Genomic DNA, 14,104 nt, shown 5'->3' on the forward strand with positions numbered 1-14,104 from the left:
CAGTATCACCCACAGCGGCTAGTTTGGTGGGGTGCAGGTGACGGTATGCAGCGGAGCCGGGATCTCCGCCGAGAGCGGAGTGCCGACGTTCCGCGACGTCGAGACGGGTTTGTGGGCCAAGGTCGACCCCTACGAGATCTCCAGCGCGGAGGGCTGGCGTGAGCACCCCGAACGGGTGTGGGCCTGGTATCTGTGGCGCCACCACATGATGCGGGCCGTCGCGCCGAACAACGCGCACCGCGCGGTCGCGGCGTGGGAGGACTACGCCGACGTGCACGTCGTCACGCAGAACGTGGACAACCTGCACGAGCGCGCCGGCAGCAGCCAGGTGTACCACGTACACGGCAGCCTGTTCGATTTCCGTTGCGACGAATGCCAATCCGTGTACTCGGGCGAGGTGCCGGCCATGCCGGAGCCGGCCGAATCGGTGGTGCCGCCGCGTTGCGAATGCGGTGGGCTGATCCGGCCCGATGTGGTGTGGTTCGGCGAGGCGCTGCCCGATGACGCGTGGCAGCAGTCGGTTGACGCCGTGGTCGGCGCCGACCTGGTCGTAGCGGTCGGCACGTCGTCGGTGGTCTATCCGGCGGCCGGACTTCCGGAGCTGGCGGTGGCCAACGGCACCCCCGTGATCGAGGTCAACCCCGAGCCCACCCCGCTGTCGAGGAGCGCGACGGTGACGCTGCGGGAGTCGGCGGCCACCGTGCTGCCCGGGTTGTTGCAGCGGCTACCGGCCCTGCTCGGCTGAGGGCGCTTCGCGATCAGGCAGGCTTGACCGCGACGCCGATCGCGAATTCGGCGACCGGCACCGGCACCCAGGCGGGAAACGTCCAGTCACGGCGGGCCCCGGTGACCTGAAATCCGGCGCCGACGATCGTCGACTCGGTGTGGCGGTGGGTGTGGCAGTTGCCCAACAGCCTCGGCCAGAACGTGGCGTCGGCGAACTTCTGCAGGCGAGCGCGCGCCCCGGTGCCGGCGACGTGTTCGAGGTAGCGCAGCTGACCGCCGGGACGCAGTACCGAAAACAGCTGCCCCAGCACCTGTTCCGGGTCGTCGACGGAACACAGCACCAGCGAGCACACCACCGCGTCGAACTGCCCGCCGCCGAGGTACTTCTCCACGGTCTCGGTCTCGACCGTGACCGGTATCGGGGCCGTCGCCGCGGCACGTTCGGCCAGCACCGCGAGCCGGCGCTCGGGCTCGACGGCGACCACCTCGATAACGGTGTCGGGGTAGAACTCGAAGTTGGTGCCGGTGCCGGCCCCGACCTCCAGGACGCGGCCTGACAGCCCGGCCAGGTTCTCCCGCCGCAGGCGGCGCAGCGATTCGGGCTCCCGCGCCGACATCGCTGTCCACAGCCGCGCGAAGAACGGGTTATCGACGGTGTCGCTCATCAACGATCTCCTTCAGCCAGGTCACCATCTCGCATGGTGAGTCGGACGGACGGACGGCCCCGGACACGACGTGCCCGAAACACACCGCACGCAGCACACGGTCGGCGAACTCCTCGACATCTCCCCACGGCAGATACGGACGCGAGATCAGCATCGCCGCGACCCCGTGAGCTGCGGTCCACAGCTCCAGAGCGAGCATCGTGGCGTCGCCCGGAGGATAGATTCCCTGGTCGATCAGAGCCTGCACCGACGCACGCATGTGGACGAACGCCGAAATGTTCAGTGTCGTGTCGACGTCGCTGCCGGGGTGCCCCTCCCCCATGGTCGCAATGCGGTACAGCTCTGGGGTTTTCAGCGCGAAGCGCACGTACGCCAATCCCTGGGCCCGCAACACGTCGACCGTGGATGCGCCACCGGTTTGGCCTGCGTGACCGGCGACTTCCTGCATCTCTGCGTCGAGCTTTTCGAAGTACTGCACGCACACCGCATCCAACAGCGCGTCCTTGTCGGCGAAGTGCAGGTAGATCGACGGCGGGGTGACCCCGACCCGTTGCGCCACCGACCGGATCGAAACTGCTTTCGCGTCACCGGTTTCCAACAGCAGATCGGTGGTGGCGCCCAGGATCTCTTCTCTGAGCTGATCGCCCGAGCCCCGGGGGGCGCGGTGCCGCCGCAGGCGCTGGACGGTCACGCTAACCGGCTTCTCGTCCCGATGCGACGCGGTCGCCGGCCGGAGGCGGGCCCGGTGCTCGATCGTCGTCGACGTTCTCGCTGAAGCCGATTCGTTCGTGCAGCCGGGCCAATGGTTTGGGAGCCCACCAGTTCCAGCGACCCAGCATGTGCATGAAGGACGGCAGCAGCAGCATCCGGACCAGCGTGGCGTCGGCCAAGATCGCCAGCGTGAGGCCGACACCGAACATCCGCATGAACGCCACTTTAGCCGTGATCAACGCCGCGAAAGAGATCGACATCACCAGTGCCGCGGCGGTGACGACACGACCGGTTCTGGCAAGCCCGAGGGCGACGCTCTCGTCGTTGTCCGCGGCGGTCTGCCCGGATTTGAGCCAGTACTCGCGGATCCGCGAGATGAGGAACACCTCGTAGTCCATGGACAGGCCGAACGCGATGCAGAACAACAGCACCGGCATGTTGGCCACCAGAGTGCCGGTGGGTGTGGTGCCCAGTGCTCCGAGGTGGCCTTCCTGGAATATCCACACCAGGGCGCCGAACGCCGCGGTCAAGGACAAGACGTTGAGCACCAAGGCTTTCAGCGGCAGCACAACGCTTCCGGTGAGCAGGAAGAGCAGCACGAACGTGATCGCGGCGATGATGGCGAGAACCATCGGCAGCCGGGAGGTGATGGCACCGGCACTGTCCCGGTTGATCTGGGCGAGGCCGGTCAGCTGCGCCTGCTGACCGGCGGGTGGCTCCACCGAGTGCAACCGGTCGAGCTGGGCCTCGGAAGCGTCGGTGAACAGCGGCGCCGAGCTGGCCACGGTGAAAAACGCGCTGCCGTCGGTCCAACCGGTGGCAGCCGACGGCGGACCGGACACAGCTCCGTCGACGAACGTGCCGCCCGGGGCGGAGACCGAGGAGACGTCCTGGACACGGGAGAGTTCGGCGGCGTAGTCGTCGAGCGCGTCAGGGCGGACGCCGTCTGTGCTCGGCAGCACGACAGTGACATTCGTCGAGGAGTCGACGGCGAAGTCCTCCCGCAGCGCGTCGCCGATCTGGCGTGCCGACGCCGACTGGGGAAGCACCCTGTCGTCGGGAAAGCCCCATTTGGCGCCGAGGAACGGGACACCGAGCAGCACCAACAGCGCGACGACCGCGAAACCGATCGGCACCGACCGCCGCATCACGAACTTCGTCGATCGGTACCAGAACATCTGCTCGATCGGCCTGGGCGCGGGCTCGGGCCTACGAAAGATGCGCCGCAGCAGCTTGCGCACATCCAGCGAGTCCAACCGGTCGCCGGCGAGAACGATTGCGGCCGGTGCCACCACGATTGCCGCCAGCGCCGCGAACCCGACCACGGCGATGCCCGCGTAGGCGAACGATTTCAGGAAGTACATCGGGAACAGCACCATCGCCACCATGGCCAGAGCGACCGTCATCGCCGAGAACAGCACAGTGCGGCCTGCGGTCACCATGGTGCGCACCAGCGCGCGGTTCCGCTCGGCGGAGCCGATCAAAGGGCCAGAGTCGGCGGAGCCGATCAAAGGGCCGGAGTCGGCGGAGCCGATCAAAGGGCCGGAGTCGGCGAGTTCGTCGCGGTATCGGCTGATGATCAGCAGCGTGTAGTCGATCGCCAACGCGAGGCCCATCGCGATCGTCAGGTTCAGCGCGAAGATCGAGACGTCGGTGACCATCGTGACGGCGCGCAACACCGCCATGGAGCCCAGGATCGCGAACGCGCCGACAGCCAGCGGCAGCGCGGCGGCGAGCAAACCGCCGAACACCCACACCAGCACGACGAAGCTCAGCGGGATCGCGATGGCTTCCATCGTCAGCAGGTCTTTTTCACTCTGGGTGTTGATCTGCACGTAGGTCATCGCGACGCCACCGGCCCGCACGGTGACCCCGTCCCGGTCGTGGACGAGTTCGTCCGTCAGTTCCTTCGCGTGCCGCTGGGCGACGCTCTCGCCACCGGTGATGCCCGCGACGATCAGGCCGGTCCTGCCGTCCTCGCTGATCAGTGGCGCGGTCGCGGCAGGCGGCGCGGTCCACGCGGAGGTGATGTTCGCGACGTACGGGGAGCGCTCCAGCCGGGCGGCGATATCGGTGCCGGCGTCCGTCGCCGCGGCTCCCTCGACGCCATCCGCGGAGGTCACGCTGATCACCAGTTCCATGTCGCCCTGACCGAACTTGTCGACCAGCAGCGCGGTGGCGTTGGCAGACTCCGACGTCGGATCCTGGAAGCCGCCGGCGGACAGGTGTTGGGTCACGGGCACGCCGAAGATTCCGCAGCCGATCATCATCAGCAGCGCGGCGACGAGGATGCGCCGCGGTGCTGCGATGGCGGTCGAAGCGATGCGCTGGAGCACAGGCCCCCTCCTTGGATATCGCCGCTAAGTTATCAACGATAAGTTAGTGGGTCAATGGCGTGCGATGAGTTTGGGGGCAGTTCCGAGTCGACATGATCATGAACCAGCCCGCTGCACAGAATTCGGCTCCGGCGATAGATTCGTCCACGATGACGACCGAACAAGAGACCCCCTCGACATCTGGTGGCGGCGACATCGGCCTACTGCTGCTGCGACTCGGCGTGGGCGCAGCCCTCCTTCAGGCCGGACTGATCAAGGCCATGGACTTCTCCACCACGTCCCAGTTCATGGCCGATGCCGGCTGGCGGCTGCCGAAGTTCGCGGCGTTCATGGTGACCGCGGCGGAGACGCTGGGCGGCATCGGCCTGCTGCTCGGAGCGCTCACCCCGCTGGCGGCTAGTGCCGCGGTCGGCTCCATGCTCTGCGCGTGGTCGGTGAATGTCTCCGGTTCGGCTTTCTGGTCCGAACCGTTCAACATCCCGTTCCTGATCGGCGTCGGCGCGCTCGCGCTGCTGTTCACCGGGGCGGGCGGTTACTCCGTCGACCGCCTGGCCTTCGACCGTCCGCACTGGCCGAAGCGGGTCGCCGTCGTGCTGCTGGTCATTGCGTTCGCGGCAGCTGTGCTGACCTGGGTCGCGCTGTACGGCGTCAACCCGATCCACCTCACGACACCGACTCCGTGAGGGCTACCAGCCAGTAGCTCACCGACCCTACCGAGCGGTAAGGATTGCCACCATTTTCCGAATCGCGGCTCACAGATTCCTTAATGGTCGTGGTTACTGTTCAGTACATGTGGATCGACGACACCAGTGCTGATGTCATCAAGGTTGACTTCGAGGCTCTCTACCACGGCGATGTCCTGGTAGAGGGAGTCACCGCGGAGCAGCTCGACGACGAGCACGCCCTACCCACCGCAGTGTGAAAAACGCGTGCCCCACCGGGGCGCGCGTTCCTCGCTGATCGGTTGCCGGACGCCGGCGTGCGCTCCGTCTGGATGCGCCCCGACGTCTGCGTCGCATCTACCGGCTACACCGTCGCCTTCTCCGCGGCCGGTGCCAGCATGTCCGCCAGTCGCCCGCTGATCAAGCTCTCGGCCTCGCCGACAATGCGTGCGACCAGGTCGCCGACCGTCGGGATGTCGTTGATCAGTCCCATGGCCGTGCCCACCGTCCAGATGCCGGCGTCGATGTCGCCGTCATCGAACACCTTGCGACCGCGCACCCCCGCGACAAGGTCCTTGACGTCGGAGAACTGACCGCCATCGGCGAGGATCTCCACCACCTCACGCGACACCGCGTTCGAGGCCACCCGGGCAGTGTTGTGCAGGCTGCGGAAGATCAACTCGGTCCCCCGCTCGTCACCGGCGACGATGGCTTCCTTGACGTTGTCATGGATGCAGGACTCCACGGTGCACATGAACCGGGAACCCATGTTGATGCCGTCGGCGCCGAGTGCCAGCGCAGCGACCAGTCCGCGGGCGTCGGCGAAGCCGCCCGAGGCGATCATCGGGATCTCGATCTTGTCGGCCGCGGCCGGGATCAGCACCAGCCCCGGGATGTCGTCCTCACCCGGATGCCCGGCGCACTCGAAACCGTCGATGCTGATGCCGTCCACACCGAGGCTCTGCGCCTTGACCGCGTGCCGCACCGACGTGCACTTGTGCAACACCTTGATGCCGTTGTCGTGGAACATCGGCAGGTGCGGCGCGGGGTTGGAACCCGCGGTCTCGACGATCTTGATGCCGGCGTCGACGATCACCTGGCGGTACTCGTCATACGGCGGTGGGTTGATCGCCGGCAGGATCGTCAGGTTCACCCCGAACGGCTTGTCGGTCAGATCCCGCGTCCTGGCGATCTCGTTGGCCAGATCCGCAGGCGTCGACTGGGTCAGCGCGGTGATAAAGCCCAGGCCACCCGCATTGGCCACCGCCGCGACCAGTTCCGCGCGGCCGACCCACTGCATACCGCCCTGGGCGATCGGATGCTCCACACCGAAGGTCTCGGTGAACTTCGTGGTGATGCTCATGTGTGCTCCCTGCTCTTCGCGCAAGCGCTCATCGCGGCGCCATCCGGATGGCGCCGTCGAGGCGGATCACCTCGCCGTTGAGCATCGGGTTCTCCACGATGTGCACGGCCAGCGCGCCGTACTCGTCCGGGTCACCCAGGCGCGCCGGGTGCGGCACCTGCTTGCCCAGCGAGGCCTGGGCCTCCTCGGGCAGCGAACCCAGCAGCGGCGTCTTGAACAGACCCGGGGCGATCGTGACGACGCGGATGAACTCGCGGGCGAGGTCACGGGCGATCGGGAGGGTCATGCCGACCACGCCGCCCTTGGAGGCGGAGTAGGCGGCCTGGCCGATCTGCCCGTCGAACGCCGCCACCGAGGCGGTGTTGACGATGACGCCGCGCTCCTCGCCAAGAGGTTCGGTCTTGGCGATGCGCTCGGCCGAGAGGCGCAGCACATTGAAGGTGCCGATCAGGTTGACCTGGATCACCGCGTTGAAGTAGTCGAGCGGGAACGGTCCGTCCTTGCCCAGTGTCTTGATCGCGTTGCCGATGCCGGCGCAGTTGACGTTGATCCGCAGCGGACCCATCTCCTCGGCGGCGTCGAGCGCGGCCGTGACCTGCTCCGGGTCGGTCACGTTGGCCTCGACGAACTTGGCACGCGAGCCAAGTTCCTTGACCACGTCCTCGCCTTTGAGGTCGATCACGACGACCGACGCTCCCCGGTCGAGCAGTCGCTTCGTCGTCGCGAGTCCGAGCCCGGACGCACCTCCGGTGACGACGGCTACGGCGTCTTTGATCTCCACAGATCGGTTCCTTTCTCTATTCTTAAACCCATTCCTGCAGAACAGCTTCGGTGTCAGCTCCGGGCACCCCGGGCGGCTTCGGCGCGGCCGGAGCGCTGCGGGAGAACCGCGGCGCGGGCGCCGGGTACAGGTAGTCGTTCTCGCGGTAGAAGGTGTCGCGCTCGGTGTTGTGCGACTCGGACTCGACCTCGTCGAACGACAGCACCGGCGTCACGCACGCGTCGGTGCCGGCGAAGACGCCGGCCCAGTGATCGCGGTCGTGGGCGGCGAACGCCTCGGTGAGCCGGGCCCGCAGTTCGGGCCAGCGGCTCATGTCGTTCTGGTCGGGCAGCTCGGCCGGGTCGAGGCCGACACCGGTGAGCATCTCGGCGTAGAACTGCGGCTCGATGGCACCCACCGCGACGTGACGGCCGTCGGCGCAGGTGTAGGTGTCGTAGTACGGGGCACCGGTGTCGAGCATGTTGACGCCACGTTCGTCGCTCCACATGCCCATCCCGCGGAATGCCCACATCATCATCGAGAGCACGCTCGAGCCGTCCACCATCGCGGCGTCGACCACCTGGCCCTCGCCGGAGCGTTCCCGCTCCCATAAGGCCGAGAGCACGCCGACGAGCAGGAACATCGACCCACCGCCGAAGTCACCGACGAGGTTCAGCGGCGGCACCGGCCGTTCACCGGCCCGCCCGATCGCGTGCAGTGTTCCGTTGAGCGAGATGTAGTTGATGTCGTGGCCGGCCTGCTGGGCACGCGGGCCGTCCTGACCCCACCCGGTCATCCGCGCGTAGATGAGCTTGCTGTTGACCTTCGCGCAGTCCTCGGGGCCGAGGCCCAGACGTTCGGTGACACCGGGCCGGAAGCCCTCGATCAGCACGTCGGCCTTGGCCACCAACTGCAGCACCAGGTCGCGACCCTCGTCGCTCTTGAGGTTGGCCGTCACCGATCGCCGATTGCGGAGAAGGTAGTCGCCACCCGGCTTGGTCGCAGGTCCGGGACCCTTTCCCGGACGCTCGATGCGAACCACGTCCGCGCCGAGGTCACCGAGAATCATCGCCGCGTGCGGTCCCGGGCCGATACCGGCGAGTTCCACGACGCGCAGCCCTTGCAGTGGTCCAGCCATGCCAAACCGCCCTTCATCAGAATCGCTCAGTTGACCGCCGACATAGCTTACTTGTATAACCAAGTCGACCGGCCACGGGGCATCGACCCCAGATGAGGGGACGTGCATGACGACCATCGATTCCGGCGCCAACACATACGCGGGCTTCGACGACCTGACGATCTCACTGGACGCCGGTGTCCTCACCGTGACGTTGAACCGGCCGGAGAGCCTCAACTCGCTCACCGCCCCGATGCTGAGCACCTTCGCCGACACCCTGGAGCGCGCCGCGGGTGACCCGCAGGTGCGGGTGGTCCGCATCGGTGGAGCCGGCCGGGGTTTCTCCTCCGGCGCGGGAATCAGCGAGGAAGACCACTCCAACCCCGGCGCCGCCGGAACACCGGCCGACGTGCTGGACGCGGCCAATCGCTGCATCCGCGCGATCGTGAACCTCCCGCAGCCGGCCGTCGCCGTGGTGCATGGCGCCGCCGCCGGTGTCGGAGCCTCCCTGGCACTGGCGTGTGACATCGTATTGGCCTCGGAGAAGGCCTTTTTCATGCTGGCGTTCACCAAGATCGGTTTGATGCCCGACGGTGGGGCCTCGGCCCTGATCGCCGCGGCGGTGGGCCGGATCCGCGCCATGCGAATGGCATTGCTCGCCGAGCGCATCTCGGCGGCCGACGCGTACGGGTGGGGGTTGGTCAGCGCGGTTCATCCCGTCGAGGAGTTCGACGCCGCGGTCGACCAGGTGATCGCCACGCTGGTGGCCGGCCCGGCGGTCGCACTGCGCAAGACGAAGGACGCGGTCAACGCCGCCACGCTGACCGAACTGGAGAGCGCGCTCGAACTCGAGAAGCAGGGCCAGTTGGCGCTGCTGGCGTCCAACGACTTCCGCGAGGGCACCAGAGCCTTCCAGCAGCGCAGGACCGCGAACTTCACCGACTCCTGAGGCGCGAGCCCGCTCTTTCATTGAGATTGCATACCTGGCGGAGAAGTGCGAGTGGGAGCCGCCGCCAGCGCAGTCTCACCGGCTGAGGGCTCCGGATCCCGCACCAAAAATCGTTCGACGCGCACGCCGGGCGTCGGCGACCATCGGTGAGTGAGCACACAATACGAGATCGAACAGCCGGTGGCCGAGGCCGGCTGGCGTGTGCTCGCGCCGTTCCGGTTCCGCGAATTCCGGCTACTGATCGCGGCTGTATCCCTGTCGATCTTCGCCGAGGGCATGTGGACCGTGGTGATGACACTGCAGGTGATCGCACTCGACAACGACCCGGTGTCGCTGTCCTTGGTCGCAGCCTGCCTGGGCGCCGGCCTGGTCGCGTTCGTGTTGGTCGGCGGGCTGGCCGCCGATCGCCTCAGCCAACGCGGCATCATCATCGTCGTCCAGGCCGTCAACACGGCGGTGGTATCGACGGTGGCCGTTCTCGGTGTTGTTGGGGCACTACAGATCTGGCACATGGCGGTGGCAGCCGCGGCGCTGGGCATCGCTGCGGCGTTCTTCTTCCCGGCCTACAGCGCCCTGCTGCCGCGGATCCTGCCGGCCGAGCAACTGCTCGCCGCCAACGGCGTAGAAGGTGTGGTGCGCCCGGTGTTCCAGCGCGCTGCCGGACCTGCTGTCGCAGGCCTGGTGGTCGGGGCGACACTGCCGTCGCTGGGCGCGGCGGTGGTGGCTGCATTGTTCGGCTTGGGATTGCTGCTGCTGGTCGCCACCAGAGCGCCGGTGAAACTTCCTGCACCACAGCCTGAGCGGAAGCTGCTGCAGGACCTGCGGGACGGCTTGGTCTTCGTGCTCGGCACGCCCTGGTTGCTGTGGACGCTGTTGTTCGCCAGCGTGTTCGTGCTGGTGGTGCTCGGCCCCATCGAGGTGCTGCTGCCCTTCATCGTCCAGGAGCGGTTCACCCACGGTGCTCAGACCTACGGGTTCATCCTGGCATTCTTCGGGATGGGAAGCGCGCTGGGTGCTCTCGGCGTCTCATCGAGGCGGCTACCGCGCCGCTATCTGAGCGTGATGATGGCGATGTGGGGCCTCGGGTCGATCCCACTGGTGATCGTCGGGGTCACCTCGTCGTTCCCGCTGATGGCCGCGGCGACGTTCGTCATCGGCGTCACCGACGGCGCGGGCATGGTCATCTGGGGCACGCTGCTGCAGCGCCGGGTCCCGCCGGCGATGCTGGGCAGGGTGTCGAGCCTGGACTTCTTCGTGTCGCTGGCGTTCATGCCGGTGTCATTCGCGGTCGTGGGCCCGCTGTCCAAGGTCGTCTCGATGGAGGCTATCTTCCTGGTGGCCGGAGTAACACCGATGCTGCTGGCCGCGGTGGCCGTGTGCGCCGCCAGGATGCGCCGCGACGAACTCGCCCACCCGCTGCGCTGAGCCTCAACCGGTTTGCGGCGCAATCACTGCGGTACCGGCACGTCACCCCCCAGTAACGCCGCTCCATTTGGCTCTGTGCATGACCAAGAAGTTCCATCTGGCGTGGTTCCTCAATTTTGTCGCCGACGAATGGAACGGCACCTGGGGCGACGGCGCCCGTGACTTCACCGGGGAGTTCTATGTCGAGATGGCTCGCGACCTGGAGCGCGCCAAGTTCGACTACGTGCTCATCGAGGACAAGCTCATGGTGTCGACGGCCTACGGCGGCACCATGGAGTACGACCTCAAGCACGGCGTGAATCCCAAACACGACCCGGTTCCGCTCGCGGTGCTGATGGCCAACGCCACCGACCGACTGGGTGTCGTCCCTACGATGTCGACAAGCTTCTACCCGCCGTTCCTGCTGGCCCGACTGTGCAGCACCATCGACCACATCGCCCGCGGGCGGTTCGGCTGGAACGTCGTCACCTCCGCCGAGGACCGCGCCGCCCAGAACTTCGGGCTCGACAAGCTCTACGAGCACGACGAGCGGTATGTGCGTGCCAGCGAATACCTCGATCTGGTCGGCAAGCTCTGGGAGTCGTGGGAACCCGACGCCGTCGAACGCGACCACACCACAGGGGTATACGCCAACTACAAGAAAGTGCACACCGTCGATTTCGTGGGCAAGTACTACAAGTCGCGCGGCCCGTTGAACACCGCACCCTCCCCGCAGTACCGTCCCACGATCGCCCAGGCCGGCGCGTCGCCGCCGGGCCGGGAGCTGGCCGCCCAGCACGCGGACACCATCGTGGCACCGGCCAACGGCGTCGAGGCGATGAAGGCCTACCGTGACGACATCCATGCCCGGATGACGGCACACGGTCGAGATCCCGAGCACTGCAAAGTGTTCTATTTGGTCTCCCCCATCGTCGCCGACACCCGCGAGGAGGCGTTGGCCAAACGCGATCGCTGGTTCAACGATCCGCTGTACATCGAGTACATGTTGGCCGAGATCTCGTCGATCACCGAGATTGATTTCGCCCAGTTCGATCTGGACGAGCCACTACCGGAGGTGTGGACCAACGGTGAACGCGGGTCGCTGGAGAGCTTCATATCCCGGGGCAAGGACAAGACCTTGCGCGAACTGGTGACGGGTAGCGGACTCACCGGAAATGTCCAGTTCGTCGGCACACCCGACGAGGTCGCCGAGGAGATGGGTTCGGTGATGGAGCAGGTGGGCGGCGACGGCTTCCTGATCACCAGCCCGGTGATGCGGCTCAACCGCCGCTACGTCACCGAGATCACCGACGGCCTGGTGCCCGCGCTGCAGAAGCGGGGCCTGACCCGCGGCGACTACACCACCACGATGCTGCGCGACCACCTGCGCGAATTCTGAGGATGACGGTCATCGAAGCGCGACCGCGCAACTCGGGCATCGACGACTCCGGCCGCTCCGCGGTTGCGGTCGGGGTCGCGGCTTTGAAGTCGGGCGGAATGGTGATCGTGGTCGACGCTGAAAACCCGGACGATGACGGCGATCTCATGATCGCCGCCTCTCATGCCACACCCGATCGAGTGGCGTTCATGATGCGTCACACAAGTGGCATCCTCTGCGTCCCGATGCTCGTGACCGACCTCGATCGGCTGCATCTGCCTCCGATGGTTGCGCTCAACGAGGATCCCAACGGTGCCGGCTACACGGTGTCGGTGAACGCCCGCAACGGTATCGGCAGCGGAATCTCGGCGGCTGACCGGGCCAGGACAATATCGATACTTGCCGACCCCAGCAGCAAGCCGAGTGACCTGAACAGACCCGGCCACGTCTTCCCGTTACGGGCGGTCGAGGGAGGGGTGCTTCGCCGGGCAGGACACACGGAGGCAGCCGTCGATCTGGCTCGGTTGTCGGGGCTGCCACCCGTCGCGGTGATCTGCGAGGTTGTCGACGACGACGGTGCGGCACTGCGCGGTTCCCGGCTGCGCCTCTTCGCCGCCCAACACCGGTTGCCCATCGTCACGATGTCCGAACTGGTCACCTATCGACGCAGTACCGAACGGCTGGTCGAATTCAAGGCGGCCAGCCGACTGCCCACCGACTACGGCGTGTTCCGGGCGTGCGGTTTCCGTTCGGTACTCGATGGCCGAGAGCATCTGGCGCTGGTGATGGGAGATATTGCGGAGCCGGGGGTTTCGCCCACACTGGTACGCGTCCACACCGAGTGCTTGATAGGCAACGTCTTCGGCTCCGAGGGCTGCGACTGCGATGCACAGTTGGCCTATGCGATGAAGATGGTTGCAGCCGAGGGCCGAGGTGTTGTGCTCTACCTACGTGGCCACGCAGACCCACACGGAGGCACGGATGCCCGCGATCAGGGGGTGGCCGCGCAGATCCTCGCAGACCTCGGGGTGCGGCACATGCGCCTGTTGACGAACCATCAGGTCGGTCGGACCGAGCTGGTCGGCTATGGCCTCGAAGTCGTCGAAACACTGCCACTGCCTGCCTGATTCAGTCCACGATGTAACCGGGGCGAATCACCAATGGCAGATTGCGTTAACAATGTGCTGCTTCCATGTGCGGGTCGGGGGTGGCGAAGGGAGCACCGAACAGTGTCAGCGGGCGAACCATACGGGCGGTGTAGGCCGAAGTTCCGGCATACCGGGTCGATCCGTCCCGACGTGCTCTACCAACGACAGCGCCACAGTCCGGACCGGCTGAACAACTCTCAACGGCGCACCTACGACCTGCTGCGGTCGTCCATCCTGTCGACGAGCAAAAGCCTGCTACTTGTCGAACGGGAACTCACCGATGCCCTCTCGGCCAGCCGGGGCACGGTGCGAGCCGTACTACAGCAACTAGCCCGGGAGGGTCTGGTCACCCGCGAACCAAAGAATGGAACCCGAGCCACCGGTTCGCTGCTGCTGCCCCTCGATGAGCTCAGGACGATGGCCCAGCTTCCCGGCGACTGTTCTCCCCCGGTCGAGTCCCGCACGATCGAATGCCGGCCGGTCGGTTGCCCGCCGGTGGTGCGTGACCGCCTGCGGCTGACCGCCGGCTGGAACGTCCTGATGATCGAAAGCCTGATGGTCCACGACGGGCTCACGATCGGGGTCGCAGTCGGCTACATCGGCGTGAGCGAGTCGCAGTCTCGCCGTATCGATGCGGAGGGTCAGGACGTCATCTCGATCCTGGAGCGGCAGCTCGGCATCCGCATCGGCCCCAGCCGCACCACCGTCAGCGCCGTCACCGCCGACGAAGAGACCGCTGACCTGATCGGTGTCGACATCGGCGCTCCACTGATCTGGCTCGAGGATGTCCTCGAAGACCAGGAGGGACGGCCCAGGGCTCTATCGCAGCTCCGCCTGCGCGGTGACCGAGTCGCGTTCAGCGCCAACGCCCGTCGAACCGCTTGA

14 protein-coding genes are annotated in these 14,104 nt (G+C 66.7%); 8 read left to right on the plus strand and 6 right to left on the minus strand.

Annotation, left to right across the window (positions count from 1 at the left end; genetic code table 11):
- Nucleotides 1–31: 31 nt before the first annotated feature.
- A complete protein-coding gene (locus tag G6N53_RS25650) occupies nucleotides 32–745 on the plus strand; it encodes an NAD-dependent deacylase (RefSeq protein WP_205390463.1) in 714 nt (237 codons plus the stop codon).
- A 13-nt stretch (nucleotides 746–758) separates the two neighbouring features.
- On the opposite strand, the gene G6N53_RS25655 is transcribed toward G6N53_RS25650, so the two are convergent.
- The 3 genes from G6N53_RS25655 to G6N53_RS25665 are packed head-to-tail and all read right to left on the minus strand — an operon-like array spanning nucleotide 759 to nucleotide 4,438.
- The gene (locus tag G6N53_RS25655; RefSeq protein WP_163893847.1) at nucleotides 759–1,391 is read right to left on the minus strand and encodes a class I SAM-dependent methyltransferase; all 633 of its coding nucleotides are present in this window, start codon (nucleotides 1,389–1,391) and stop codon (nucleotides 759–761) included.
- Nucleotides 1,372–2,082 (minus strand): TetR/AcrR family transcriptional regulator, encoded by a 711-nt coding sequence (locus G6N53_RS25660; protein WP_163893849.1) that lies wholly within the window; start codon nucleotides 2,080–2,082, stop codon nucleotides 1,372–1,374. The genes G6N53_RS25655 and G6N53_RS25660 overlap by 20 nt, the downstream gene beginning before the upstream one ends.
- Nucleotide 2,083: 1 nt before the next feature.
- Complete coding sequence (locus G6N53_RS25665; protein ID WP_163893851.1) at nucleotides 2,084–4,438, minus strand: MMPL family transporter; 2,355 nt, start codon at nucleotides 4,436–4,438, stop codon at nucleotides 2,084–2,086.
- 149 nt (nucleotides 4,439–4,587) lie between these two features.
- Here G6N53_RS25665 and G6N53_RS25670 point away from each other — a divergent pair, with 149 nt between their 5' ends.
- Nucleotides 4,588–5,121 carry a DoxX family protein gene (locus G6N53_RS25670; protein ID WP_163893853.1) on the plus strand — a complete coding sequence of 178 codons (534 nt, stop codon included), beginning with the start codon at nucleotides 4,588–4,590 and terminating at the stop codon, nucleotides 5,119–5,121.
- A 107-nt stretch (nucleotides 5,122–5,228) separates the two neighbouring features.
- Nucleotides 5,229–5,360 (plus strand): hypothetical protein, encoded by a 132-nt coding sequence (locus G6N53_RS30480; RefSeq protein ID WP_159234564.1) that lies wholly within the window; start codon nucleotides 5,229–5,231, stop codon nucleotides 5,358–5,360.
- A gap of 104 nt (nucleotides 5,361–5,464) precedes the next feature.
- On the opposite strand, the gene G6N53_RS25675 is transcribed toward G6N53_RS30480, so the two are convergent.
- From G6N53_RS25675 to G6N53_RS25685, 3 genes are read right to left on the minus strand one after another with little or no spacing between them, the layout of a single operon-like run.
- Entirely contained in the window at nucleotides 5,465–6,463 is a 999-nt protein-coding gene (locus G6N53_RS25675; RefSeq protein ID WP_163893855.1) for an NAD(P)H-dependent flavin oxidoreductase, read from the minus strand.
- A gap of 28 nt (nucleotides 6,464–6,491) precedes the next feature.
- Nucleotides 6,492–7,244 carry a 3-hydroxyacyl-CoA dehydrogenase gene (locus tag G6N53_RS25680; RefSeq protein ID WP_163893857.1) on the minus strand — a complete coding sequence of 251 codons (753 nt, stop codon included), beginning with the start codon at nucleotides 7,242–7,244 and terminating at the stop codon, nucleotides 6,492–6,494.
- A 22-nt stretch (nucleotides 7,245–7,266) separates the two neighbouring features.
- Nucleotides 7,267–8,361 carry a CaiB/BaiF CoA transferase family protein gene (locus tag G6N53_RS25685; protein ID WP_163893859.1) on the minus strand — a complete coding sequence of 365 codons (1,095 nt, stop codon included), beginning with the start codon at nucleotides 8,359–8,361 and terminating at the stop codon, nucleotides 7,267–7,269.
- A 106-nt stretch (nucleotides 8,362–8,467) separates the two neighbouring features.
- Here G6N53_RS25685 and G6N53_RS25690 point away from each other — a divergent pair, with 106 nt between their 5' ends.
- The 5 genes from G6N53_RS25690 (at nucleotide 8,468) to G6N53_RS25710 (ending at nucleotide 14,104) form a co-directional block, all read left to right on the plus strand.
- Nucleotides 8,468–9,289: an enoyl-CoA hydratase gene (locus G6N53_RS25690; RefSeq protein ID WP_163893861.1), complete on the plus strand. Its 822-nt coding sequence runs from the start codon at nucleotides 8,468–8,470 to the stop codon at nucleotides 9,287–9,289.
- Between the two features lie 168 nt (nucleotides 9,290–9,457).
- Complete coding sequence (gene tet(V) / locus G6N53_RS25695; RefSeq protein WP_205390601.1) at nucleotides 9,458–10,714, plus strand: tetracycline efflux MFS transporter Tet(V); 1,257 nt, start codon at nucleotides 9,458–9,460, stop codon at nucleotides 10,712–10,714.
- A gap of 79 nt (nucleotides 10,715–10,793) precedes the next feature.
- Nucleotides 10,794–12,092 carry an NtaA/DmoA family FMN-dependent monooxygenase gene (locus G6N53_RS25700; RefSeq protein ID WP_163893866.1) on the plus strand — a complete coding sequence of 433 codons (1,299 nt, stop codon included), beginning with the start codon at nucleotides 10,794–10,796 and terminating at the stop codon, nucleotides 12,090–12,092.
- A gap of 2 nt (nucleotides 12,093–12,094) precedes the next feature.
- Entirely contained in the window at nucleotides 12,095–13,198 is a 1,104-nt protein-coding gene (ribB, locus tag G6N53_RS25705) for a 3,4-dihydroxy-2-butanone-4-phosphate synthase (protein WP_163893868.1), read from the plus strand.
- Between the two features lie 102 nt (nucleotides 13,199–13,300).
- Nucleotides 13,301–14,104: a GntR family transcriptional regulator gene (locus G6N53_RS25710; protein WP_163893870.1), complete on the plus strand. Its 804-nt coding sequence runs from the start codon at nucleotides 13,301–13,303 to the stop codon at nucleotides 14,102–14,104.

Source organism: Mycolicibacterium hippocampi, from assembly GCF_010723735.1.
In the GTDB taxonomy this organism is placed as follows: Bacteria; Actinomycetota; Actinomycetes; order Mycobacteriales; family Mycobacteriaceae; genus Mycobacterium; species Mycobacterium hippocampi.